The organism is Pseudomonas sp. LBUM1651 (assembly GCF_059716135.1).
This window is the reverse complement of record NZ_CP166805.1, coordinates 4426879-4450766: the sequence shown is the minus strand read 5'-3', so window position 1 is coordinate 4450766 and position 23888 is coordinate 4426879. Positions and strand designations below refer to the sequence as shown.

Genomic DNA, 23888 nt, shown 5'->3' with positions numbered 1-23888 from the left:
TGATGGTGAGAGGGATGGTTAATCGAATCACCATTGGTTTCGATTGGTTTCGAGGTATTAATCACTGAAACCGGTATCAGATGGGGCAAAAACGCCACTCGAGCAACGTACGTCGGCCTGAACATACCCCCTTCAAAATCCGTAGTAACGTGTGCGCCCGAATTTCCATAGGTAATCTCCGACTTTGAAAAACCGCCATTTCTGATGGTCCGGCTGAGATCGGGTGCGGGCCGATTGTCAGGTTGTCTGGTGCAGGGCGTCAGTTACTACATCCTCATTCCCCTTGTCGAAGCTGAGCCCCTGATTGTTATGCGAGTATCGCGCCCGAAACCCCGTATGAGTCCGGACTTGCGCCCGTACCTGTTGATCTGGAGCTGCTGCGCGGCGCTGCTGATCCTGATAATCGGCCTGGGCATCTTTACCTTGTGGCGCGATTATCAGGATCGCCAGCGTGCGGTGAGTTTTCGTACGCAGGTGCTGGCGGCGTCGATTGCCGGGTATGCCAGTAATGTGCTGGAGCAGCGCCGGTTTGCCATGGATGCGCTGGCCAATCATTTGCTCGGTCTGCAATGGCCGATGACAGATGCCCAGATCAACGACGAGCTGTCACGGTTTGTCGATTCGGGCCCGTTGAACGGACCGCTGTTTGTCGGCGCCGAAGACCGGCACTGGTCGCTACCCGAGGCGGCGTTCCAGGGTATTGATCGCCAGCCGCCACAGGATGTCGGCCGTGAGGTCTGGTTCGAGGCCAGTCTGGAACAGGGCGGCAAGCTCTGGTTGCCGGTGTTTCGCCGATATAAGTGTGCCAACGGCAAATGGCTGACGGTTGGCGCGCTCGTGCCACTGACCAGTCAGCGTGACTACTTCTCCAGCCTTGGCTACAAATTCGATGTCTCACTGGTGTTGCTGGATCTGCGCGGCAACATCTATCGAGAGCAAGGCCGATTGCCGCCGCAATCACGGGTGCCAGGGGAGGTGGGCGTGCAATGGCTGGCCGAAGGCCGGGGAGGGGACGTCCTGCTGGTGCGCAATGCAGTGCCGAATTACCCATTGCAAGTGGTCGTCGCCCGATGGTCGCAGGAGTACCTGGCGCTGTGGAACGAGCAAAAGCATTTCACGCTGATCGCCCTGTTCCTGACAGGTATGGTGATCCTCGCGGCGTCGGTAGGCCTGGCTTCGGCTTGGCGGCGTATCGGTCGCAGTGAGCAGCGCTATCGTCTGTTGTTCCAATCGATCCACGATGGCGTGCTGTTGCTGAGCGAGTCGGGGGTTCAAGAGGCCAATGAACGAGCCGCCAGATTGTTCGGTGTTGACGCTGCTGAATGTCTACGCACCTACAAGTTTGTCGACCTCTGTTATCCCGAGCAATTGAGTAACGAGGCGCCGACCATTGCCCAGTTGCTGTTTTGCGCCGCCGGTGGAGCAGAGTTGTGCACGACTCTCAAATTCAGGCGTCTGGACAACGAAGGTGCGTTTCTCTGTGAGGTGCATCTGTCGCCCATTCAGCTTGGTAAAAAGGTTTATGTCCTGGCTTGTCTGCACGATATTTCGGCCCGTCAGCAAACCGAAAATGCCCTAGAAGTGTCGCAGCAGAAGTTGCTCGAGGCGCAACTGATCGCCGGATTAGGTGTGTGGTCCTTGGAGGTCGGCGCCGAGCAGGCCATGTGGACGGATGAGTGCGCGCGAATATTCGGTTTTCCAGCGAACTCCCGTGGATGCACCTATGCGAACTTTTTCGACAGCGTCGTCATGGACGAGCGCCGCCAGGCCAAACAGGCGTTTGACCGGGCACTTCAGGGCGAGCGACTGGACATCGAGGTTCAAATTCGCCGGCTCGATGGCCAGTTACGCAACGTCTTGCTCTGCGGCGAACTGCGTCCCCAGGGCGAAAAACCGCTGCTGCTGGGCGCCTTGCTCGACATCACCGAGCAGAAACGGGTGGAGCAACGCCTGAGTGAAGGTGAGCGGCATTATCGCGAACTGGTGGAGTTGCTGCCGGAAGGTTTGCTGATCTTCCGCGACTACCGGGTGATTTTTGCCAACGTGGCGGCGACCAGGCTGTTTGCGGCAGCGTCGGTTGAGCAGTTCATCGGCGTGAACATCTTTACTCTGGTTGCCCCCTGTTTCCATGCACTGGTCATGGATGATCTTGAGCGGGTCTTGATTCGCGATCATGTACCGGCCTTTTCGTCGCGGCATTACCGACGGCTGGACGGCTCGCCGATTGAAGTCGAAATGGCTGCCCGGCGCTTGCTGATGGACGACCGGACCTGCATTCAGGTGATGTTGCGCGATGTCAGCGAACACCGGCGATTGCAGGGTGATCTGGAAACCGCCAATGGACGGCTTCAGCGTCTGTCCGGTCAAATCATTGAGGTACAGGAAAGTGAACGCCGCCATCTCGCACGTGAGCTGCACGACGATATCGGCCAGTTGCTAACGTGTATCAAGATCAGTGCGTCCGGGATTCAGCGCCATCTGGAGGGCGAGATGGAGCACCGTCAGTCGGTGTTGGTGCGCATTGCCGACGAGGCCTTGAGCAAGGTTCGCGATCTCTCGCGGATGTTGCGCCCGGTGCAGCTGGACAGCTTGGGGTTGGTGGCGGCCATGCGTTGGCAGATCGACAACTACCTGCCTGATTTACCGGAAAGCGCCAGGTGCCGCCTCGATTGTGTTGAGTTGCAGCCGCGCTCGGCCGCCTGTGTCGAGATCACACTGTTCCGGATTTTCCAGGAGGCGCTTAACAACGTGCTCAAGCACGCGGCGGCGCGCTCGGTCGAGATCCGGCTGGTGCGCATCGATGACAACATTCACCTGGAAATCGCTGACAACGGCTGCGGCTTTGACTACGGCGCAGCGTTGTCCGATGGCAGTGGCATGGGCCTGATGAGCATGGCCGAGCGGACCAAATTGCTCGGCGGCGAGTTTGTGCTGAGGTCTATACCGGGCAAGGAACGCGGATCGAAGTCATCATTCCGGATACCCATAATAATGATAGAGGTAATGAGGCATGAATGTTCGGATTGTCCTGGTGGACGACCACAATCTGGTGCGCGCAGGCATTCGGGTCTTGCTGGAGGATTGGGGCTATTCGGTGGTTGCCGAAGGCTGTGACGGCGACGACGTCGAAAGGCTGCTGCAACTGCATCAGCCGGACGTGCTGCTGATGGACATCACCATGGAGCGCTTATCGGGTCTGGATGCGCTGAAAAGACTGCGCATTCGATGGCCCACGCTGCCGGTGATTCTGCTGTCGATGCACGATACCCGCGACTTTGTGCTCAAGGCCATGCAGGAGGGCGCATCAGCCTATCTGCTCAAAGATGCCGCCGAGGTCGAACTGCGAATGGCTATTCAGGCGGTATTGAGCGGGCATCGCTATTTGAGCCCGAAAATCTCCGGCCGCGTCATTGAGGCGATGAATTCCACGAGTTCCGAGCCGGAAGAAGTTACCCTGACAACCCGTCAACGTGAGGTGCTCTACTGGCTGGTCAATGGCAAGACCAACAAGGAGATTGCCTATCAGCTCAACCTCAGCGTCAAAACGGTAGATGCGCATCGTGCGCAACTGATGGTGCGCCTGAACATTCGCGACCTGGCCGGTCTGGTGGTGTATGCCATCCGCCAAGGCATTCTCGATCTGGATAAATAAGAAGCACCCGGCCCGGGTGCACAAAATCGTATAGGTTATTCTACCTAGTCGTCCCCCGGTAATTGGCTCGTAGTCGCCTGCGACCCGCCCCTCTAGACTTTACCCAAGAGGCGTGGCCTTCTGCTAGCATTGTGCGGTCGGCGAACGTCGCAAAGTTGGCAGTAGAAACCCCGTAAACAACAAAAACGATGGGGTGGTCCGATGGCGCTGAACCCAACACGTAGTCAGGTGGGTAATCCTTGGGTTTTGATTGCAGGATGGCTCCTGACGGTTCTGCTGTGCATCGCATTGGCAGACACATGGTGGAAGGCGGTTGGCGCCGCGCTGATACAGGGTGTCTGCTTGTGGTGGTGTTGGCGACAAGTGCCTGCTGTACGCATTGAAAGTGCCGAAATCCCCCTTGAACATGACGATTCGGTCGCCCTTAAGGCCCTGCGCAAACTGCTGTCGAGCGTCTTGCCGCTATGGGAAAAACAGGTCGAGCTCGCACGGGCGCAGACTGAAAATGCTGCCGGCGGGTTGACAGGCAAGTTCGTCGCCATGAGCCAGCAAGTGGGCCAGACCATCGCCCTGAGCGCTGACGATAATGGCCGCGACGGTGTCTTCGAAGTGATTCGAAGCGCGCAAGTCGAATTGCCGAAAGCCGTCACAGCCCTGGACGCCACTCAGGCAGAGCGCGAGCACTTTCTGACGGAAATCCACCAGTTGGGCAACTTCGTCGATGAGCTGTTCGACATGGCCGAAGATGTCGCCAAAATCGCTTCGCAAACCAATCTCCTGGCCCTCAACGCTGCCATCGAAGCCGCCCGCGCGGGTGAATCCGGGCGCGGCTTTTCAGTGGTCGCCGATGAGGTGCGCAAACTCTCGACCCTGTCCGGTGCCACCGGTGCGCGCATCACGGAAAAGGTCCGTGTCATGGGCGGTTCCATGCACGAACTTATCGAACATGCCGGCCAGGTGGCCAAGACCGAGCGGGACAAGATCCGCGAAGCCGAGGGCATCGTGAATCTGGTGCTGGGTGAGCTGGCCCAGGGCATTGCGCAACTGGAACAGCGCATCACCTTGCTGCAGAGCTCCAGCCGTGAGGTTGAGCACACCGTCAATGAAGTGCTCGTCGACCTGCAATTTCAGGATCGCGTCAGCCAGATCACATCCCACATCACCCAGGACATGCGCCGCCTGCTGGAGCGTCTGTACGACGTCGCGCCGCTGGACGCCCGGGCCTGGCTGCAAGTGCTTGAGGCCAGTTACACCACGCTGGAACAGACCCGCATCCATGGCGGCGATACGCAGGCACCGGTCGAACAGTCATCAGTGACCTTTTTCTAATTCTCGAAAAGATAAAAACAAGGGACAACTTTATGGCAAAGACAGTGTTGATCGTCGATGACTCCAGCAGCTTTCGCCAGGTGGTCGGTATCGCGCTCAGGAATGCCGGTTACAGCGTGGTGGAGGCGTTCGACGGGCGGGATGCACTGAGCAAACTGGACGGACGAAAGATCAATCTGATCGTCTCCGACGTGAACATGCCGGTCATGGACGGCATCACCTTTGTCAAAGCGGCGAAGCAATTGCCTGCCTACAAGTTCACGCCGGTGATCATGCTCACCACTGAGTCAGGCGAGGCCAAAAAGAACGAGGGTAAAGCCGCGGGCGTGCGGGCCTGGGTGGTCAAGCCGTTCCAGCCACCCGTCCTGCTGGACGCTGTGTCCAAACTCATCCTGCCTTGAGGGGCGACTGCCATGGCGACTATCCGTCAGTTCCAACGCGCTGAACAACACTGCCTCAGTCTGGTCGGCGAACTGAATATTTACAGCGCCGCCGTGGTGCGACAGGAACTCTTGCAAGCGCTGGAGTCACGTCCGCAGCTGGATATCGACCTGGAAGGCGTCGAGGATTTCGACACTGCCGGCGTTCAGCTGCTGCTGGTGCTCAAGATCGAGGCAGCACGCCAGAACAAATCCGTCAATTTCGTTCAGCACTCGGCCGTCGTCTGGGAAGTGCTCGAACTGCTCAATCTGGTCGGCGAGCTGGGTGATTCATCGTTGGCCACATCCACTGAAGCGGAGGCTTTCCAATGAATCTGGACAGTGCCCGCGGTGCTCTGGTGCAAGAAGGACGTGAGTTGCTTGCCGCCATGGAAGAGGCCTTGCTGGCGATTGAGGACGAAGGCTTCACGGAGGAGCGGATCAATGCGATTTTCCGCGCGGCCCACACCATCAAAGGCTCTGCCGGACTGTTCGGGCTGGAGTCGCTGGTCAGTTTCACCCACGTGGCGGAGAGCCTGCTTGACCAGGTCCGCACGGGCGAGCTGTTTGTCGAAGGCGCCATGCTGTCGCTGCTGCTGACCTGTGGCGACTATATCGGCAGCATGCTCACGGCCGTAGAGGAGGGCAGCGAAGCACAAGAGCCAAATGCGGTTCTGCGCGCGCACCTGCTGGTGCAGTTGCAGGAATACCTTGACCGTACGTACTGCGAATCCGAGCCGGAGACCGAGTCCCTGCCGCTGCGCGAAACAGCGTTGGAGGATGCCCACGGCGAGTCGGTGGGCAGCAACCTCTGGCACATCTCCCTGCGCTTGTCCGCGGAGGTTCTGCGCAATGGCATGGACCCGTTGTCCTTCCTGCGTTATCTGGCAAAACTCGGACGCATCGTTCATCTGCACACCGTCACTGACCAACTCCCATCGGCTCAGCATTTCGATGCGGAAAGCTGTTATCTGGGGTTTGAACTGGAGTTCGATTCGACCGCCACCAACCAGGCGATCGAGGACGTTTTCGAGTTTGTGCGCGATGATTGCCATCTGCACATCCTGCCACCCAACAGCCGCGTCGAAGAATACCTGCGGCTGATCAAGGAACTCCCCGAATCACCACAGCGTCTGGGCGAAATACTCTTGCAAAGTGGGGCGCTCACTCAGGCCGAGCTGGATCGTGTGTTGGCGCGCCAGCGTGGTGAGGCGCCACCGGCAACACCGCTGGGCTCGCTGCTCCTGGACGATCATCTGGTGCCGCAACCGGTCATGGCCGCTGCGCTCGGCAAGCAAAAACAGGTCGAAGACAAACGCACTCACGAGCAGGTGTTCATCAAGGTCGAGGTCGGCAAGCTTGACCAGTTGATCAACCTGGTGGGTGAACTGGTGATTGCCGGCGCTGCTACCAACCTGCATGCCCTCAGGCGTGACATGGACATGATGGAGGAGGCGGCCCAGGCAATGTCGGTGCTGGTGGAGAGTATCCGCGATGCGTCGCTGAGCTTGCGCATGGTAGCAATCGGCGAAGTGTTCCAGCGTTTTCCGCGTGTGGTGCGTGACATCTCCAAAGAGCTCGGCAAGGACATTCAGTTGCTGGTGACCGGCGCCGATACCGAGCTCGACAAATCGATGGTTGAAAGGCTCGCCGACCCATTGATGCACATTGTGCGCAACGCCATGGACCACGGCATCGAAACCGCCGAAGAGCGTTTGAAGACGGGCAAGGTGGAAAGCGGTTCGCTGCGCCTGAACGCATACCATGAGTCCGGCAGCATCGTCATAGAAGTCAGCGACGACGGCCGTGGCTTGGATCGCGAGCGCATTCTGACCAAGGCTTTGCAGCGTGGCCTGGTACAGCCGGAGCAGGCGCTCAGTGACGCCGAAGTTTTTCGCTTGATCTTCGAACCGGGCTTTTCTACGGCCGAACATGTCACCAACCTGTCCGGGCGTGGCGTCGGTATGGACGTGGTGAGGCGCAACATCGAACTGTTGCGTGGCGAAGTCGAAGTGCTCAGCGAGTTCGGACGAGGCACCACGGTGCGCATCCGCCTGCCGCTGACGCTGGCGATTATCGACGGTTTCCAGGTGATGGTCGGAGACGAGCATTTCGTGCTGCCGCTGGATCAGGTGATCGAGTGCGTCGACCTGCCCCCGCAGGAAGGAAGGCATCATTTAATCAATCTGCGCGGCGAGCCCTTGCCGTTCCTGCGCCTGCGCGAACTGTTCAGTATCGCGGGCGCTCCACCCGGCCGTGAAAGCCTGGTGGTCCTGCAGCACGGAGCGCACCGTGCGGGTCTGGTGGTGGATCAACTAGTGGGTGAGTTTCAAGCGGTGATTAAGCCGCTGGGTATGCTGTTTCAGAAAAGTCGCGGCTTGAGCGGTTCGACCATTCTCGGTGATGGCCGCGTCGCCCTGATCCTTGATGTGGCGAATCTGCTCCAGCGTGCCAGTGCGTTGTCAGCCGGTACACCTGAGCGCCCTGTGGAAGTTGCACCTGACGTCAATCGCAGTTTGATGAATTCAATTTAAGTCGTCGGAGAAAGAATATGCAGTGGTTCATGAATCTGAAATTGGGTGTAAAGCTGATTTCCACATTCCTGGTGGTTGCCATGGTCTCGCTGATCATTGGTGCGGTCGCGGTTGTAAACATCAGCAAGGTCAACGATCTGATGACCAGTATGTACGTCGATCGACTGGTGCCGATTCGCGATCTGAACAAACTTGAGATCGAACTGGTTCAACACAACCGTCGTGCCTACGTCTCTGTGGCCATGAACGATCCGGCTACTACCGCGCTTCTGCAAACCGAGAATGCCGTTTCGCTGCGCAAGATCGAGGAATTGTTTGCCGCGTATCGGCAGACGACGCTAGTCGATGCGGAAAAACGCCTGATTGAACAATACGACCAGCAGATGCCGGTCTACGTAGCTTCGGCGAAAGGCGTGAATGATTTGTTGCTGGTCGATCAGCTCGAAGACGCGACCAAACGCCTGCGCGGTGAAACCAAACCGGCGTTCGACGCTGTGCTCAAAACCGTCGCCGGGCTGGTTGAAGTCAACAGTGCAACGGCTGAAGTGGTGAACAAGGAAGCCGATGGGATCGTTGCCGGCATCAACAACTTCATGATTGCTTTGATGATCGGCGGCTTCTTGCTGGCCTTGGCACTTGGCTTGTTTATTACCCGCATGATCGTGCGTCAGGTCGGTGGCGAGCCCACCGTTGCCATGGATGCGTTGCAACGGGTTGCGGGCGGTGACCTGACAGTCGACGTGCAACTGCGTGATGGCGACAAGTCGAGCATGCTCTACAGCCTGCAATTGATGGTGATTCGTCTGCGCAGCATCATGAGCGATGTGCGCATGACAGCAGACTCTCTGGCGTCCGCCTCGGAACAGGTGGCCGCGTCTTCCGAAGCGCTGAGTCAGAACGCTTCCGAACAAGCTGCCAACGTCGAGGAAACCAGCGCGTCGGTCGAGGAAATCTCCGCCACCGTGGCGCAGAACACCGAAAACGCCAAGGTCACCGACAGCATGGCCAGCCAATCGGCCAAGGACGCGGTCGAAGGCGGCGAAGCAGTCGGTCAGATGGTCCATGCGATGCGCCAGATAGCGCAAAAGATCAGCATCATCGATGACATCGCCTATCAGACCAACCTGCTGGCGCTCAACGCGGCGATTGAAGCGGCGCGTGCCGGCGATCACGGCAAGGGCTTTGCGGTGGTGGCCGCTGAAGTGCGCAAACTGGCCGAACGCAGCCAGGTCGCTGCTCAGGAAATCGGTGGGGTGGCCAGTGACAGTGTGACCCTGGCCGAGCGGGCAGGGCAGTTGCTCGATCAGATGGTGCCATCGATCCGCAAGACCGCCGATCTGGTGCAGGAAATCACCTCGGCGTCCCGCGAGCAAAACACCGGGCTTGAGCAAATCAACTTGGCGGTCGGCCAACTGGCACAGACCACTCAGGTCAACGCGTCGGCCTCTGAAGAGCTCTCGTCCACCTCGGAAGAGATGAGCACCCAGGCGGTGCAGTTGCAGGAGATGATTCAATTCTTCCGCATCGGCGACGAAAACTTAAAAAACGCCAAGAAAACCCTCGCCGCGCCGCGCCGGCCACAGCGCACGGAAGTGATTCCGATGCGACGTCCGTCGCAGGAAGAGGTGGTCGATGAAGCAGCGTTCACTCGATTCTAAGAGGCTGTCGCCATGCCATCGCTAAATCTGCAAAGTCAGAGCCGCACGCCGGCTCTGCAAGATGCGCTGCTGACTCAGCAGTTCCTGACCCTGACACTGCGTGAAGAGCTGTATGCGCTGCCGATCGAGCATATTCGCGAAATCATCGAGTTCGGTGGTTTGACCGAGATCCCGATGATGCCGGCCTTCCTGCGCGGGGTGATCAACCTGCGCGGAGCGGTGGTTCCGGTGGTTGATCTGTCGGTCCGTTTCGGTCGAGAGCGAACCGCGATCGGCCGGCGCACCTGCATTGTGATTGTCGAAGTGGTGCAGGAAGACGAATCGCAGATGCTCGGCATCATTGTCGATGCGGTCAATGAAGTGCTGGCTGTGGAGGCCAACCAGGTGGAAACGCGTCCAACCTTTGGCGCGCGTATCCGCTCGGATTTCATTGCCGGCATCCTCAGCCAGAACGAACAGTTCGTGATCGTGCTCGATATCCGCCAGGTCTTGTCGATAGACGAAATCTGCGAATTGGTCGGTATGGCCTCAGTCGACAAATAAGGATATTCGCATGGCAGCCGACAATGCGGGCACAGCGTTGATTTCGACCATCAGCGATCAGGAATTCGGTCTGTTTCAGCGGTTTTTCCATGAGCAGATTGGCCTCCAGTTGACCTCCGTGAAAAAGCCGTTGCTGTGCGGACGGCTGTCGAAACGATTGACCGTATTGGGCCTGGGCAGTTACCGCGATTACTACAACTTGCTGGTCTCGAAAGGCGGCGACGAGGAGCGGGAAACGGCCATCGACCTGATTACCACCCATGAAACCTATTTCTTTCGTGAGCCCAAGCATTTCGAACTGCTGCAAAGCAAAGTGATTCCCGGTCTCCAAACCAGTCCGGAGCTGCGGGTGTGGAGCGCTGCCAGCTCGACGGGGGAGGAGGCGTACACCCTGGCGATGGTTCTGGACAGCTTTCGCTCGCCCAAACCTTGGTCGATCATCGCCTCCGATATCAGCCGCCAGGTGCTGATCAATGCTCAGCGCGGGCTGTACCCGATGAGTCGCGGTGAGCGTATTCCCACGCACTATCTCAAGCGCTATTGCCTGCGCGGCAATGGCCGATACGCGGGGTATTTCATGGTCGAGTCGGCGCTGCGTGCGCGGGTCGAATTCCTGCCGGGCAATCTCACCCAGCCAGACAACAACCTGGGTTTATTTGACGTGATTCTGCTGCGCAATGTCCTGATTTATTTCGACCCACCGACCAAGCTGCTGGTGCTGCGCAACGTGGTCGACCGCTTGAAACCCGGCGGCTGGCTGATGGTTGGCCATTCTGAGTCGCTGCATGACACACGCTTGCCATTGGAACTGATCACACCCTCGGTGTATCGCAAGGTCTGCGCATGAGCGAAAAACTGTTCATTAAACCCGGCGGGTGGTTCTTCGGTGGCGGTAATTGCCAGGTTGAAACCGTGCTGGGTTCTTGCGTCACGATTACGCTCTGGCACCCCGAACAGAGGCTTGGCGGGTTGTGCCATTTCATGCTGCCCACCCGGCTGCGCGACACGTTGCAATCCCTGGATGGGCGTTATGGTGAAGAGGCCATTCTGTGGTTGAAGGGGCAGACGTGGGCCAACGGCCTGGATATCCGTGACTGCGAAGCCAAGCTGTTCGGTGGCGCGCAGGCCCTGGTCGGTACCAACGGCCACCATGGCGTGGGCCGACGGAACATTCATTTTGCCGAGGAGTGCCTGCGTGCCGAAGGGGTCAGGGTCGTCAGTTGTGATCTGGGCGGGCAGGGTCATCGCTACCTGAGATTCGACCTCTCCAATGGCGACGTCTGGGTGCGGCACGGGGCACCGTTGTCCTTACCCGTCAGTTGGGGGAGAAAGGCGTTATGACCATTAAAGTAATGATCGTCGATGACTCGGCTGTCATGCGTCAGGTGATGCAAGAGTTGTTGTCCGGGCACAAGGATATCGAAGTCATCGGCACCGCCATGGACCCGCTGCTGGCCTTGCAGAAAATGCAAAGCAACTGGCCGGACGTGATTTTGCTGGACGTGGAGATGCCGCGCATGGACGGCATTACCTTCCTGCGGCAGATCATGCTGACTCGCCCGACGCCGGTGGTTATCTGCTCGACGCTGACCGAAAAGGGCGCCGATGTCACGCTCCAGGCGCTGGCGGCTGGTGCGGTAGAAGTCATGGCCAAGCCGACCATGGGCCTGCGTGATTTCCTGCAGCAAAGCGCCCATGAACTGGTGACGGCGATTCGCACGGCTGCGCAGGCGCGCCCACGTCGGTGCCAGCCCATCGCGGACAGCGGTAATCCGTCTCCGGCGAAGCTGACGGCCGATAGCATGGTGCCGACACCCACCACGCTTCAGACCTTGCGCACGACGCAAAAGATTGCCGTGCTCGGGACGTCCACCGGGGGCACGCAGGCGCTGGAGGTCGTACTGCGAGAGCTGGGCGTCACGTGTCCGGGGATCGCGATTGTCCAGCACATGCCAGAACGTTTTACCCGCAGCTTCGCCGAGCGCCTGAACACACTCTGTACCATTGAAGTACGTGAAGCCTGCGACGGAGACCGGCTGTTGCCCGGGCTGGCCCTTATTGCTCCCGGCGGACGGCACATGCTGATCAAGCGCAGCGGCGCGCAGTATTACGTCGAGGTCAAGGACGGCCCGCTGGTCAGTCGGCATCGACCTTCGGTGGATGTGCTGTTCCGCTCCGCTGCATTGCAGGGCGGCGCCAATGTACTTGGGGTGATCATGACCGGCATGGGCGACGACGGGGCTCGAGGCCTTAAAGAAATGTTCGACATGAACGCCCGCACCTATGCGCAGGACGAGGATAGTTGCGTGGTGTTCGGTATGCCCAAAGAAGCCATGAAGCTGGGCGGGGTCGAGCAGGTCATCGCACTCGACGCCATTCCTGGGCTATTGATGGGTTGGCGGTGACAGAAGGGGATTGAAGTATGCAGTCGAGCATTACGCCAAAGCGCATCCTTGTCGTTGACGACAGTCGGTTGCAGCGCGAATTTGCCGTGGACCTGTGTGTGCGGCTGGGCGCGACAGACATTTACCAGGCGGAAGATGGTTATCAGGCCATCTCCCTGTTGCAGCAGCATCCGCTGATAGAAGTGGTGATACTCGATCTGGAAATGCCGGGCATGGATGGCGTGCAGGTGCTGCATGAACTGGTTCGACTGGGCATGGACCCGGCCGTGATAGTCGCCAGCGCGCGCGAAAGTGTGCTGTTAACGGTGGTGGAAAGTATGGGCAAAAGCCTGGGCGTCAAACTGCTGGGGGTGTTGCAGAAACCGGTGACGCTGAGCCAGCTGGCTTCCAGCCTCGGTCGTTTCGCCTCAGCGCAACAGCGTGATGCGTTTCAGGCGCTGGCGGAGCAGGGACCGGAATTGACCGAGCAAGAGGTCATCGAGGCGGTGCGCGAACAGCAGTTTTGTGCGTATTTCCAGCCGAAGATTTCCCTGCATGATGGGTGCCTGAGCGGTGTCGAAGCCTTGATCCGCTGGCAGCACCCAATGCACGGTTTGCTGCTGCCCGGGCATTTCCTCGACCTGGTCGAGCGCACCGATCATATGTCGGCCATCACCATGCTGATGCTCGACTTGGCGCTGCGCCAATGCCAGCAATGGCACGCTGCGGGATTGCCGATCAGCGTATCGATCAACCTGTCGGCGCGTTCTCTGGCCGATTCGAAACTGGCCGACGCCATCATCGAACGGGTGGCGGCCTGCGGAATCGCTCCGCACTATTTGATGCTGGAGATCACCGAAAGCGCGCTGATGACAGATCTGGCAACTACCCAGGGCACGTTGGCGCGTTTGCGTCTCAAAGGCTTCGGGTTGTCGGTGGATGATTACGGCACCGGCTTTTCCTGCATGCTGCAGTTGTCGCGGGTGCCGTGCTCCGAGTTGAAGGTGGACCGCGCTTTCGTCAATGGCGCGAGCGACAACGTGCACCTGCGCATTCTGCTGGAAAGTGCGCTTGATATTGCGCGTCGGCTACGGCTCAAGGTGGTTGCCGAAGGAGTGGAAACCCACAAGGACTGGGTACTCTTGCGTGAGCTGGGGTGTGACGAGGTTCAAGGCTACTTCATCGCCAAGCCGATGCCCGGCGAGGCCTTGTTGTTGTGGTGGAGCGCCAATGAACAGCGACTGCAGAAACTGTTGAAGCCAGAAGGTTTCTTTCGGCGCATGTTCGGCCATGTTTGACCTTAGGATCGCCTCGCCGGCATAGTTCGGGGTGATCCCGGTACCCTGTGGGAGTAAGTCTCAGAACTAATAATTTGAACTTTAACTAATAAGTCGCCAGCCCTCGAGCCGGCCGGCGCTTCGCCAAAATAACAGCGCTCATGCAAATCGCCCGTCCCGTTTGCTCACGAATCAGGCGCCGGGCCCGACTATGTAGCCAGACTTCGACCTTGTGTGTTGCCCGTGCAGCACTTTCCAGTTGGCGCACCATGACAAACGAGCCGTCCGCCGTTCGCCTTCAACAGCTGCGCGGTGTCGGCCCAATCGCCACCTTGCTCGTCGTCGCTCTCGGTGATGCCCGTCAGTTTGCCAATGGCCGACAGTTTGCCGCCTCGCTGGGCTGACACTGAGGCAACACAGTTCTGGTGGTAAGGATCGACTGCTCGCCTGCAAGCGCGGTGATGCGTATCTGCGAACATTGATGGTGCATCGCGCACGCTCGGCGCTACGCACAGCCAAATCCAAAGAGGATCGACTCAGCCAGTGGGACGTTCGCTTAGCCGAGCGATCGCATCCCAATGTGGCCGCTAATGCGCTGGCCAACAAAACTGCACGCATGGCTTTGGGCGATACTGCGTCACGGCACTGATTACCAACTGAATCAGGCAGCGGCCTGATCTATTTACCCGACGTGTTCTACGAGAGAAACAACTCTTAACCACGATTGCGAAGCAACCTGAACGATGGCAAACCGGCGTCGGCAAAACCCTCGAATGTCCAAGTGCGAAAAGCACGGCAAAGCGATCGGGAGCCGGCGCGCGAATAGCCCATCATGGCCCTGCATCGAAACGATGCCGTTTTTAGAGGCCGAATATACGTGTGCAGTCGGCACGGGTGCCAAAGCAAAGGAGGCTTGCAACGAGGAGGAGTCCATATACGGTCATGCGGCGTTTCCCGAAAATTCTTGTTGAGCAATTTGGTCATGGCGATTTTCGGGATTGCTCATATGGACAACACCCATCCTTGAGCCGCAACACTGAGCGTGTTTTTGTGAGTCTGTCTTTACTGCGCGCGATTGACCGCGCGCCTAAGCGTTTGAAGATTTTTTGCGATGTGATGGGCTAGGCGGGTTACAGGCAGTGCAAGCGTTGCAGGCGTTGCCATTATTCAGAGTTTAATCTAATGGAAGCACTCCCATTACACTTATCAGCGATTTAGAGTGAGGACCCGGAGTTTTGCCTAGAGGCTCTGCAAGTAAATCTTGGAGATTGAAAGCTGATTCCTGAAACTTTTAAGTTGTTTGTAGTGGTGGCGTTGTATTCGGTGGGCTTTTGTGTCGTCTGTTGAAATTGCTCTGAATTGCGCAGTCATAACGAAGAAGTTATACGGCGACGACTTTGTTTATTGCTATACATCATCGCATCGGCACTCGCCAACAATTTCTCTAGTGAAATCAATTCATGAGATTGGCAACTGACAACACCCGTGCTCAGAGAGAGCGGGTAGCGACATCGGCCACTTGTGTTGAGCTCATTGATGAGTGTCTGCATGCGCGCGTTGATGACATCCGGCGATTCACCGCTGTCCACCGCCAGGATGACAAACTCGTCGCCACCGATGCGAGCGACGATATCCGTGTTCCTGAAGCACTCCCTGAGGACCTGTGCGGTAGCGGCAATGACGAGGTCACCCGCTTCATGTCCATAGGTATCGTTCGTTTGTTTCAACCCGTCGACATCGGCGAAGAACAGGAGACTGGTGGCTTTTGAGCGGCGTGCCGTTCTCAGCTGCTGATTCGCCAGGAGGAAAAAACTGCGGCGGTTGTGTAAGCCGGTCAGTTCGTCGGTCAGCGAAAGTTGCCTCATTTCCTCTTCCACCCTTTGTCGCTCGGCGATCTCGGTCACCAGACTAGCGTTCACTGTCTCAAGCTCTTGCGTCCGATCGGTAACCCTGCGTTCAAGTGCCATCTTGATATCGGCAAGCTCGGTTCTTGCTCTCTCGCGAGACAAGTCAATGTGGTGCAGGCGGGTCGAGACTGCTGCGATTACCAATACCACGACCACAATGCTCGCGATCGCCATGAGCGCCAGGGTATATCGGCTGTCGAAATAGTTTCGGTTCTCTCCGACAATCAGTGCGCTACCAATTGAGAACACCAAAAAAGGGATGGTTGCGAGCATGCTTCTGGAGACGAGTCCGCCCGCTGTATCGCTAATCAAAACACTGACAAAACCACTTGTCGGTTCTGCCGCCAGGATGCCGATGCTCAGTAGCATGAACGCCATGGCTGTATGGATCGCCATCGCTGTGTAAGCGCCAGCGGCGTAAAGCGAGCTAACGTTGAAGGCATACCCGACCAAGGCGGTCAGGGTGATGAGTAAGGTGAGGTATGCACAGTTTTGTGCAAGTCGCTGGTGGATACCGAGCACAAAGAGGCTCACACCACAGAAGATGACACACAGCGCCGTTGTCGGCGCCATTCGTCCTGGATGCACCGTCAGCGCAGCGGTCGTACTGTCAAGGAAAAACAAATGGTCGATTTCGAAGTCAACCTTGAAGACGTATTCAGCAAGCGTCAGGATACCAATCAACGTCACCAGGCTAGCGAGGATTTGCCTGAGCCGCTGTCGAGCTTTAGACACTGAGGCAGATGCTCCAGCCCAAAGGGCTATGCCTGAGGCAACCAGAACGAGGGCGGTGTTGGCCTTCATCGAAACCCTGCCAGTAACAAGGCACTTCAGTCGTTCGACATCGAAGATCCATCCCAGCAGTACGGCGGCACCCACCAGGACTACAACGGCGATGACAAGTTGAGAGCACGTATCGAGCCAGCGTGACCCTGGGTGTTTGAGTAGTCTTTTAGTCTCACCCATCAACGATGGTCCACCGTAGAGGTCAATTGGTAATGAGTTCGCCCAGCGCTACGGCCTCGCAGTCCATGCAGAGGTAAAGAGCCGCAGCACCGGGCGAGCCTGCATTATCCCGCCACCTTTCTGAGCGGTATATAAGGAAAATCGGAAGTGCCTCCTGGACAAATACCGATCCGCAGGTCACACAGGCAGGGGTTCGGGAATCAGAATGTTTGCCATGCGAGCGCTGCGATCCTTGCGATCCTGCGCAGTGTCTTCGCTGTGCAGCAATGACAAGCTGATTTGATAGGCATAGATCAGATAAGCGCGATCGCTGGCTTCGCTCTGCGTCACTTCAGCTTGTATCAACAGACCCTCGATATAGTTCAGGCGATAGCGGTCGACTTCGTCGATGGCTTGTCGGGCTTTATCGTCCCGGCGTGCCCAGGCGCGTATCCCCAATTCAATGGCGGCGGCTTCGCGAGCGGTCTGGCCATGGGAGGGCAGCTCCAGCAGGCGTTGCAATTGCTGGAGCGGTGAAGTGTGTGCGGTACGCAGTTGTAGGATGACATCCTCGGTCGCACGGGAGCGCCAGTTGCCCAGAATGCCTTCGAGTAATTCACCACGGCTTTTGAAGTGGTAGTAAAAGCTGCCACGGGTGATCTTCAACTCCTTGGCCAAAGTGTCGACCCGAACGGCGTCTACGCCGCTGGTAACCAGGACATGCTGTGCGGCATGAATCCAATCTTCTCGAGTGAGACTGGTGCGTGTTGACATTGTGCTAGGGCCTTGTCCAACCAACTGGATGAGTGCCGGGGGCGGGTAAGGCGCCTCGGGCAAGGAAAAACATTTTAACGCCTTGGCGGCTGCCCAGGCAGCCGCAATTCACAGGTGTATTGAACAGCTCTTTTTTATACCCGGCTGACCGTTCATCATAAAGATACAGACATGTATCCTATCAGGAAAATCATTTTTCCGCTCTAGTGCCTGATTCTACGTCCGGTACTGACATACATGTCTGTATTTTGCGTGTTGACGTGTCCGGTTTTCCTCTCTAGCATACAGATACACATCTGTATCTTAATAAATAAAAACAACCGGAGGCCTTATGGACGGTATTGGAAAAACCCTGCTGGCAGCAGGACACAAGACCAACTATCACGAAGCAGGTCAGGGCGATGCTCTGTTTCTGCTCCATGGCTCCGGTCCTGGCGTTTCGGGCTGGACCAACTGGTCCCGGAGCATGTCGGCCTTCTCTGACAAATGGCGGGTCATCGTGCCGGACATTGCCGGTTTCGGTTTCACCGAGTTCCAGGAAGAGGCCAAGTACGACATCAAATTGTGGGTCAACCACCTGGTCGGCATCATGGATGCGCTGGATATTGCCAAGGCCTCTTTCGTCGGCAATTCCTTTGGCGGCGCGGTCGCCATTGGCCTGGCGGTGTTCGCCCCGGAGCGGGTCGACAAGCTGGTCCTGTTGGGAACGCCTGCCGGTGAATTCGTGCAGACGCCGGGGCTACGCGGTGCATGGGAGTACGAACCATCCCTGGAAAACATGCAGCGACTGATGGCGCTGTTCCCATACGACGAGGCCTTGATCACACCCGAGCTGGTCAAGGCGCGTTACGAAGCCAGTGCCCGCGCCGGTTCCCAGGAAGCCTTGCGCAAGCTCATTCCCAAGCCAGCCGCCGAGGGCGAAACGCTGGTCAAGGGTTTCCCTGCCGCGGCATTGGCCAAGATCATCGCGCCGACCCTGGTCGTGCATGGCCGTGAAGATCGCGTGGTGCCGCCCTCCTGCGGAATGCTGATCGCCAATAGCGTACCGAATGCCGATTTGCATCTGTTCGGCCGTTGCGGCCACTGGGTGCAAAGCGAGCAACCGCGTCGTTTCGTGGCGCTGGTTCGCGACTTCCTGAGCGAGTGATCCGACATGAGCCGAAATCTACTGGAGCGAGCGCTGTGGCAACTCTCGGTTGATCGCGCCTCCAAAGAGCGTTTTCGCGAAGACCCCAAAGGCTTTCTCGGGCGTTTCGCATTGAGTGAAGAAGAAGTTGAAATGGTCGTGGGCTTCGATGTCGCCGCTCTGCAAGCGGTCGGGGTCAATCCGATGCTGACCATGGGCTTCTGGCAGGAGTTGGCACCTCAGCGAAGCATGTCGCTGTACAAGCAGCGCCTGGGTGCAACCGACGAACAACGCGCGGCTTTCTCCGCCGCACTCAAGGGGTGATCCGATGGGCAAGATAGTAGGTGGTTTCTGGATGCCGCATGATCCGGTCATGTTCGTCGCCCCCAACGCCCCGCCGCAGGCCCAGGCCGATGCCATCTGGGATGCATACGAGGAATGTGCTCGGCGCCTGGCGCAGTTGGCGCCGACCTCGGTGATCATCGTGGGCTGCGATCATTACATCCTGTTCGGCACCCAGTGCCTGCCGCGCTATGTCATCGGTACCGGTGATGTCGATGGTCCACTGGATCGGTTGCCGGGGCTGGAACGAGGTGTGGTGCGCAACCAGGAGCAACTGGCCGGTCATATCGTCTCGCACGGCGAAGGGCAGGGCATCGACTGGACAGTGGCGCGCAGCTTCACCGTGGATCACTCGTTCTCGATTCCACATCAACTGACGGTCAAGCCGGCCGAGCACATTCTCGGTCGAGAGTTGCCGACCATTCCTGCGTACCTGGCCTGTGGCGTGGATCCTTACATTTCACTTAAGCGAGCTGCCGACCTGGGTCGTCAGATCCGTGCGGCGGTGGAGTCGTTCGATGCTGACGAGCGCGTCGTCATTATCGGTAGCGGCGGCATCAGTCACTGGGTAGGGACGGCGGAAATGGGCCGGGTTGCCGAAGACTTCGACCGGGAAATTCTTGCCCACGGCGTCAAAGGCGATCTGCAAGCGCTGTGCGCCTATACCGATGAAGAGATTTTGCGTCGCGCCGGCAATGGCGCCATGGAAATCCGCAATTTCGCCTGTGCCATGGCTGCCGTCCCCCATCCGACCGGTGAAGTCATTGCCTATGAAGCCGTGCCTGCCTGGGTTACCGGATTGGGTTTCTTGCAATTGTTTTCCGCGGAGGAAAGGTCATGAGCCGTGTATTGCTGTGTCAGCGCGATGAACTGTCGCCGGGCGAGTTGAAAAAGGTCAGCCATGGCGCTGCCGAAGCTATCTGTGTGTACAACCTAGGCGGCACGTTCTACGCCACCTCGGACATGTGCACACACGCCACGGCCTCTCTGGCAGAAGGCGATCTGGAAGACCACCTGATCACCTGCCCGGTGCATTGGGGGCAGTTTGACATCCGGACGGGCGAAGCAGTGACGTTCCCCTGTGAAAAGCACCTTCGCACGTACCGGATCATCGTTACCGACAAAGAGGTTTTCGCCGACCTCGAACATGCCAGCGATGCCGCACTCGCCGACGCCTGACGCCCGGCACGAAGGCCTGTCTTTCCACCCGTATTCCTTGTGAGTCCAGAACAATGGATAACTGCAAACACATACCACTCAGAACCATTGAGCCTACACCCAGCCTGCCCAACCTTGACCGGGTGTGCGACATGGAGGAAGGCCGCTTGTCCGGCAAGGTGTTCTGGGACCAGGCCATCTACGAACAAGAACTCGAGAAGATTTTCGCGCGTTGCTGGCTGTTCGTCGCCCACGAATCGCAGTTGCCGAAGTCGGGTGACTATCTCGCCACCAGCATGGGCGAGGACGAGGTTCTGGTGGTACGTCAAAAGGACGCATCACTCAAGGTGTTCCTCAATGCCTGCCCACACCGCGGCAACAAGATCTGTTTCGCCGAGGCGGGCAATGCGCGTGGCTTTATCTGCAACTACCACGGCTGGTCATTCGGCGCCGATGGCGGCCGGTTGCTGGGTATGCACGAATCCAAATGCTATGAGGAAAGCAACTTCGATAAGTCCAAGCATGGACTGCGCGAAGCGCGTGTTGCGACTTACAAGGGCCTGGTGTTTGCCACTTTTGCCGAGGATGCACCGACACTTGAAGAGTACCTGGGGCCGATGACCTGGTACCTGGATGTCATGCTCGACATGGACGAAGGTGGTAGTGAATTTCTGGGTGGATGCATCCGTTCCACCATCGAATGCAACTGGAAAGTCGCGGCTGAAAACTTCGTCGGCGACATCCTCCACGGCGGCTGGACTCATGATTCCGCGGCCAAGGCCATGCTCGGCGGGCCAGTGGCCAATGTCGGCGACCTTCCCGAATCGTATTCAGTGAACTGGAATGGCCACGGCTACGAGTTCGCCACAGATGTGGTGGGCAATGCCGCCACCCTGGGCGAGAAAGACATCAACAAATACTTGCACGTACTGCGCCCGAAAGTGGCGGAGCGGCTAGGTGAATTCCGCTCCAAGCTGATCGGTTCAATTTCATCGTTCACTGTGTTTCCCAACTTTTCTTTCTTGCCGGGGCAGAACACGGTTCGCATCTGGCAACCGCGTGGGCCCCACAAGATCGAGCTGTTTACCTGGGTCATCGTCAACAAAAATGCACCGCAGGAGATCAAAGATAAATGGCGTCGTGGCGCGATGATGACCTTCTCCCCGACCGGCGTGTTCGAAATGGACGATGGCGAGAACTGGGAATACTGCACCAAGACCAGCCGCGGCATGGTTACGCGCTACCAGGATTTGTACGTCGGCCTTGGCATGAACACACGCATCGAAAACAGCGAACTGCCTGGCAATGTGTTCAAGGGGCAACTCAACGAATGCAACTCCCGTGCGTTTTACCAGCGCTGGAAAGACCTGTTGCAATCGCCCACCTGGGCGGACGTACCAGATCGTAACGGCAAGATGCGTTGAGGGGACCGAAGATGAATGCTTTGCCAATGGAACAACCCGTTGCATTCGTAGACACACGCGCCGTCGAGGCCTTCTTGTTGCGTGAGGCCCGCCTGCTCGACAACGAGTGCTGGGATGAGTGGCTGCAGTCGCTCAGCGAGACAATCCACTATTGGATGCCCGGTATCGAGAACCGCCGACGTGAAGACAAGTCTGGCCCCTACAGGCTGGAACACATGGCCTTCTTCGACGACGGCATGCGCGATTTGCAGCGTCGGGTGGCGCGGTTCAAGCAGCCGTCTGCCTGGGCTGAAAATCCGCCGACACGCAACGTTCACCTGATCAGCAATATCGAGGTGTTTGCCGGTGAACAGGAAGGCGAGTTCATTGCGTTCTCTTGCTTCATGAACATCCGCAGCCGTGGTCTGGACGAGTCCCATCAATTGGTCGGGCGTCGTGAGGATGTGCTGCGCCGCGAAGCCGATGGACTGAAGTTGCTGAAGCGCAAGATCCTGATTCCAAACGCGATGTTGTTGTGCAAGAACATCAACACTTTCCTCTGAGGACACGCACATGGGTTGGCTCGAAGGACAAGCAGCATTGGTCACTGGCGGCACGGGCGGCATCGGTAGCGCCATCGTTCGGCGTTATGTGAACGAAGGCGCACGGGTGTGCGTCATGGCGCGTGACGACGAACAGCTGAGCGCACTGCGCAGCGAACTGGGCGACGCCATCATCACGGTGCAGGGCGATGTCTCGAAATATGAAGACAATCAACGCGCGGTGGCGGCCACTCTGAATGCGTTCGGCAAGCTCGACACGTTTGTCGGCAACGCGGCGGTGTTTGATTACTTCACTCGCCTGGACCGCATTGCCCCTGAAGATTTTGAAAGTGCATTTCAGCGCTTGTTCGCCATCAATGTCCAAGGCTACATGCTGGGCGCACGATGCAGTACTGATGCCTTGCGCGCCAGTCGCGGCAGCATGATCTTCACCCTCTCCAACAGTGCTTTCTATGCCGGCGGTGGAGGCATTCTTTACGTCACCGCCAAACATGCTCTGGTCGGCATGATCCGTCAGCTGGCCTACGAATTGGCACCGGACATTCGCGTCAACGGTGTGGCGCCAGGGGCGACCAATACGCCCATGAAGAGTCTCGATGGGCTTAATTCGCGAAGTGTTCCGCTCAACCAGATCCCGGGTTTCGAGCAAGGTGCTGCGCAGGCGGTGCCGCTTCAGCGCATCGCGGAACCGGAGGATCACACGGGCCACTATGTGCTGTTGGCCTCCCGTGAAAACTCCGGGTTGACCACCGCCAACATCATCCACAGCGATGGTGGCTGGGAAGTTCGCAGCCCGGGCGCGGCCAGTCACAGAAAGGCCTGAAGTCAGCCTTGTAGTTGTACCCATAACAAGAGAAAAGACCCATGAGTGTCTACAGCCGTTCCTTGAGTGCACCCCAACAGAAGCTGCTGGACCTGTTCGCTGGTTTACCGATGCCGGTGCTGGCCGCTCCGATGTTCCTGGTTTCCGGTCCGCAGCTGCTCAATGCCTGTTGTCAGGCAGGTATTATCGGCAGCATGCCGGCACCCAATGCGCGTACCGTAGAGCAACTTGATCTGTGGCTGACTCAGATCGTTGTCGAGCGGGAAGCCGCGAAAACACAAGGCCAGGTTTGGGCACCCTGGATGCTGAACATGATCGTGCACAGCACCTACGATCGGTTCGAAGCCGAGTTGGAACTGATCAAACGCTACCAACCGCCGATCGTGTCCACGGCCCTGGGTAGCCCCAAGCGTGTGCTGGAAACGGTCCATGGTTATGGCGGTGTAGTGATCGCTGACGTCATCACCCCGGCCTTGGCACGCAAGGCAGTCGATGCGGGTGTCGATGGCCTAGTGTTGGTCTGTAATGGTGCCGGCGGCCATACCGGCAGCTACAACCCCTTTGCCTTCGTCGCGGAAATCCGCGAGTTCTGGGACGGGCCGCTCGGTCTGGCCGGAGCTGTTTCGAATGGGCGCGACATCCATGCGGCGCAAGTTCTGGGCTGCGATTTTGCCCTGGTGGGTACTCGTTTGGTCGCGGCCCACGAGAGCCTGGTCGAAAACGCCTACCGGGACATGCTGGTGGACTGCTCTATGGATGACGTGGCTACCACCAAAGCGGTCAGTGGCGTACTCGCGACCTGGATGAAACCTTCCCTGGAAAAGGCCGGTATTGACCCAGACGCCGAGAACAACACGCGTATCGATTTTTCCGGTGACATTGCCTCCGCCAACAAAGCGTGGAAACACGTGTGGTCAGCGGGTCAGGGCGTAGGGCAGATCAAGCGCAGCTACAGCGTCGCCGAGCTGGTCGATGAGTTGCATCAGGGTTACCTGACCAGTCAGCAACGCTCGCATTGAGCGGTGACTACCAATTGTTGAGGAGCTACTCC

General features: G+C 58.0%; 22 protein-coding genes and 1 pseudogene. 21 read left to right on the top strand and 2 right to left on the bottom strand.

The genetic code is table 11. The annotated features are described in order from the left end of the window. Positions 1-336: 336 nt before the first annotated feature. The 13 genes and pseudogenes from ACA066_RS20745 to ACA066_RS20685 form a co-directional block, all read left to right on the top strand. Positions 337-3114, top strand: a complete 2778-nt coding sequence (locus tag ACA066_RS20745; protein ID WP_497696438.1) for a sensor histidine kinase — start codon at positions 337-339, stop codon at positions 3112-3114. Continuing rightward, positions 3011-3652 (top strand): response regulator, encoded by a 642-nt coding sequence (locus ACA066_RS20740; RefSeq protein WP_497696437.1) that lies wholly within the window; start codon positions 3011-3013, stop codon positions 3650-3652. Before ACA066_RS20745 ends, ACA066_RS20740 begins: the two co-directional genes overlap by 104 nt. Positions 3653-3853: 201 nt before the next feature. Then, entirely contained in the window at positions 3854-4981 is a 1128-nt protein-coding gene (locus tag ACA066_RS20735) for a methyl-accepting chemotaxis protein (RefSeq protein WP_497696436.1), read from the top strand. 32 nt (positions 4982-5013) lie between these two features. After that, entirely contained in the window at positions 5014-5382 is a 369-nt protein-coding gene (locus ACA066_RS20730) for a response regulator (RefSeq protein ID WP_497696435.1), read from the top strand. 12 nt (positions 5383-5394) lie between these two features. Beyond that, positions 5395-5733, top strand: a complete 339-nt coding sequence (locus ACA066_RS20725) for an STAS domain-containing protein (protein WP_497696434.1) — start codon at positions 5395-5397, stop codon at positions 5731-5733. Further along, positions 5730-7934: a chemotaxis protein CheA gene (locus ACA066_RS20720; RefSeq protein WP_497696433.1), complete on the top strand. Its 2205-nt coding sequence runs from the start codon at positions 5730-5732 to the stop codon at positions 7932-7934. Before ACA066_RS20725 ends, ACA066_RS20720 begins: the two co-directional genes overlap by 4 nt. 29 nt (positions 7935-7963) lie before the next feature. After that, entirely contained in the window at positions 7964-9592 is a 1629-nt protein-coding gene (locus ACA066_RS20715; RefSeq protein WP_497696432.1) for a methyl-accepting chemotaxis protein, read from the top strand. A 12-nt stretch (positions 9593-9604) separates the two neighbouring features. After that, positions 9605-10135: a chemotaxis protein CheW gene (locus ACA066_RS20710; protein WP_497696431.1), complete on the top strand. Its 531-nt coding sequence runs from the start codon at positions 9605-9607 to the stop codon at positions 10133-10135. Positions 10136-10145: 10 nt separating this feature from the next. Next, positions 10146-10982: a CheR family methyltransferase gene (locus ACA066_RS20705; RefSeq protein WP_497696430.1), complete on the top strand. Its 837-nt coding sequence runs from the start codon at positions 10146-10148 to the stop codon at positions 10980-10982. After that, on the top strand, positions 10979-11476 hold the full coding sequence (locus tag ACA066_RS20700) for a chemotaxis protein CheD (protein ID WP_497696429.1): 498 nt from the start codon (positions 10979-10981) through the stop codon (positions 11474-11476). The genes ACA066_RS20705 and ACA066_RS20700 overlap by 4 nt, the downstream gene beginning before the upstream one ends. Beyond that, positions 11473-12540: a protein-glutamate methylesterase/protein-glutamine glutaminase gene (locus ACA066_RS20695; RefSeq protein WP_497696428.1), complete on the top strand. Its 1068-nt coding sequence runs from the start codon at positions 11473-11475 to the stop codon at positions 12538-12540. The genes ACA066_RS20700 and ACA066_RS20695 overlap by 4 nt, the downstream gene beginning before the upstream one ends. 17 nt (positions 12541-12557) lie before the next feature. Next, positions 12558-13817: an EAL domain-containing response regulator gene (locus ACA066_RS20690; RefSeq protein WP_497696427.1), complete on the top strand. Its 1260-nt coding sequence runs from the start codon at positions 12558-12560 to the stop codon at positions 13815-13817. A 272-nt stretch (positions 13818-14089) separates the two neighbouring features. Beyond that, positions 14090-14473 (top strand): annotated as a pseudogene (locus ACA066_RS20685) (transposase); the annotation flags it as partial. A 690-nt stretch (positions 14474-15163) separates the two neighbouring features. On the opposite strand, the gene ACA066_RS20680 reads toward ACA066_RS20685, so the two are convergent. Beyond that, a complete protein-coding gene (locus ACA066_RS20680; protein WP_497696426.1) occupies positions 15164-16669 on the bottom strand; it encodes a GGDEF domain-containing protein in 1506 nt (501 codons plus the stop codon). A 177-nt stretch (positions 16670-16846) separates the two neighbouring features. Further along, the gene (locus ACA066_RS20675; protein WP_497696425.1) at positions 16847-17422 is read right to left on the bottom strand and encodes a TetR/AcrR family transcriptional regulator; all 576 of its coding nucleotides are present in this window, start codon (positions 17420-17422) and stop codon (positions 16847-16849) included. Between the two features lie 331 nt (positions 17423-17753). Here ACA066_RS20675 and ACA066_RS20670 point away from each other — a divergent pair, with 331 nt between their 5' ends. The 8 genes from ACA066_RS20670 (at position 17754) to ACA066_RS20635 (ending at position 23856) form a co-directional block, all read left to right on the top strand. Beyond that, positions 17754-18569, top strand: coding sequence for an alpha/beta fold hydrolase (locus tag ACA066_RS20670; protein ID WP_497441006.1), 816 nt, complete (start codon positions 17754-17756; stop codon positions 18567-18569). A gap of 6 nt (positions 18570-18575) precedes the next feature. Further along, on the top strand, positions 18576-18872 hold the full coding sequence (locus ACA066_RS20665) for an extradiol ring-cleavage dioxygenase (RefSeq protein WP_128607770.1): 297 nt from the start codon (positions 18576-18578) through the stop codon (positions 18870-18872). A 4-nt stretch (positions 18873-18876) separates the two neighbouring features. Beyond that, a complete protein-coding gene (locus ACA066_RS20660) occupies positions 18877-19731 on the top strand; it encodes a DODA-type extradiol aromatic ring-opening family dioxygenase (protein WP_497696424.1) in 855 nt (284 codons plus the stop codon). After that, on the top strand, positions 19728-20069 hold the full coding sequence (locus ACA066_RS20655) for a non-heme iron oxygenase ferredoxin subunit (protein WP_497696423.1): 342 nt from the start codon (positions 19728-19730) through the stop codon (positions 20067-20069). Before ACA066_RS20660 ends, ACA066_RS20655 begins: the two co-directional genes overlap by 4 nt. Positions 20070-20200: 131 nt before the next feature. Next, positions 20201-21472, top strand: coding sequence for an aromatic ring-hydroxylating oxygenase subunit alpha (locus tag ACA066_RS20650; RefSeq protein WP_497696422.1), 1272 nt, complete (start codon positions 20201-20203; stop codon positions 21470-21472). An 11-nt stretch (positions 21473-21483) separates the two neighbouring features. Then, the gene (locus ACA066_RS20645; protein WP_497696421.1) at positions 21484-22014 is read left to right on the top strand and encodes a 3-phenylpropionate/cinnamic acid dioxygenase subunit beta; all 531 of its coding nucleotides are present in this window, start codon (positions 21484-21486) and stop codon (positions 22012-22014) included. Positions 22015-22024: 10 nt separating this feature from the next. Then, entirely contained in the window at positions 22025-22837 is an 813-nt protein-coding gene (gene hcaB, locus ACA066_RS20640) for a 3-(cis-5,6-dihydroxycyclohexa-1,3-dien-1-yl)propanoate dehydrogenase (protein ID WP_497696420.1), read from the top strand. 41 nt (positions 22838-22878) lie between these two features. Beyond that, positions 22879-23856 carry an NAD(P)H-dependent flavin oxidoreductase gene (locus ACA066_RS20635; RefSeq protein WP_497696419.1) on the top strand — a complete coding sequence of 326 codons (978 nt, stop codon included), beginning with the start codon at positions 22879-22881 and terminating at the stop codon, positions 23854-23856. Positions 23857-23888 lie beyond the last annotated feature (32 nt).

Bases quoted from the DNA above. Each gene is read 5' to 3' on its own strand.
- ACA066_RS20745 (WP_497696438.1), top strand. From the start codon at position 337: ATGAGTCCGGACTTGCGCCCGTACCTGTTGATCTGGAGCTGCTGCGCG.
- ACA066_RS20740 (WP_497696437.1), top strand. From the start codon at position 3,011: ATGAATGTTCGGATTGTCCTGGTGGACGACCACAATCTGGTGCGCGCA.
- ACA066_RS20735 (WP_497696436.1), top strand. From the start codon at position 3,854: ATGGCGCTGAACCCAACACGTAGTCAGGTGGGTAATCCTTGGGTTTTG.
- ACA066_RS20730 (WP_497696435.1), top strand. From the start codon at position 5,014: ATGGCAAAGACAGTGTTGATCGTCGATGACTCCAGCAGCTTTCGCCAG.
- ACA066_RS20725 (WP_497696434.1), top strand. From the start codon at position 5,395: ATGGCGACTATCCGTCAGTTCCAACGCGCTGAACAACACTGCCTCAGT.
- ACA066_RS20720 (WP_497696433.1), top strand. From the start codon at position 5,730: ATGAATCTGGACAGTGCCCGCGGTGCTCTGGTGCAAGAAGGACGTGAG.
- ACA066_RS20715 (WP_497696432.1), top strand. From the start codon at position 7,964: ATGAATCTGAAATTGGGTGTAAAGCTGATTTCCACATTCCTGGTGGTT.
- ACA066_RS20710 (WP_497696431.1), top strand. From the start codon at position 9,605: ATGCCATCGCTAAATCTGCAAAGTCAGAGCCGCACGCCGGCTCTGCAA.
- ACA066_RS20705 (WP_497696430.1), top strand. From the start codon at position 10,146: ATGGCAGCCGACAATGCGGGCACAGCGTTGATTTCGACCATCAGCGAT.
- ACA066_RS20700 (WP_497696429.1), top strand. From the start codon at position 10,979: ATGAGCGAAAAACTGTTCATTAAACCCGGCGGGTGGTTCTTCGGTGGC.
- ACA066_RS20695 (WP_497696428.1), top strand. From the start codon at position 11,473: ATGACCATTAAAGTAATGATCGTCGATGACTCGGCTGTCATGCGTCAG.
- ACA066_RS20690 (WP_497696427.1), top strand. From the start codon at position 12,558: ATGCAGTCGAGCATTACGCCAAAGCGCATCCTTGTCGTTGACGACAGT.
- ACA066_RS20680 (WP_497696426.1), bottom strand. From the start codon at position 16,669: ATGGGTGAGACTAAAAGACTACTCAAACACCCAGGGTCACGCTGGCTC.
- ACA066_RS20675 (WP_497696425.1), bottom strand. From the start codon at position 17,422: ATGTCAACACGCACCAGTCTCACTCGAGAAGATTGGATTCATGCCGCA.
- ACA066_RS20670 (WP_497441006.1), top strand. From the start codon at position 17,754: ATGGACGGTATTGGAAAAACCCTGCTGGCAGCAGGACACAAGACCAAC.
- ACA066_RS20665 (WP_128607770.1), top strand. From the start codon at position 18,576: ATGAGCCGAAATCTACTGGAGCGAGCGCTGTGGCAACTCTCGGTTGAT.
- ACA066_RS20660 (WP_497696424.1), top strand. From the start codon at position 18,877: ATGGGCAAGATAGTAGGTGGTTTCTGGATGCCGCATGATCCGGTCATG.
- ACA066_RS20655 (WP_497696423.1), top strand. From the start codon at position 19,728: ATGAGCCGTGTATTGCTGTGTCAGCGCGATGAACTGTCGCCGGGCGAG.
- ACA066_RS20650 (WP_497696422.1), top strand. From the start codon at position 20,201: ATGGAGGAAGGCCGCTTGTCCGGCAAGGTGTTCTGGGACCAGGCCATC.
- ACA066_RS20645 (WP_497696421.1), top strand. From the start codon at position 21,484: ATGAATGCTTTGCCAATGGAACAACCCGTTGCATTCGTAGACACACGC.
- hcaB (WP_497696420.1), top strand. From the start codon at position 22,025: ATGGGTTGGCTCGAAGGACAAGCAGCATTGGTCACTGGCGGCACGGGC.
- ACA066_RS20635 (WP_497696419.1), top strand. From the start codon at position 22,879: ATGAGTGTCTACAGCCGTTCCTTGAGTGCACCCCAACAGAAGCTGCTG.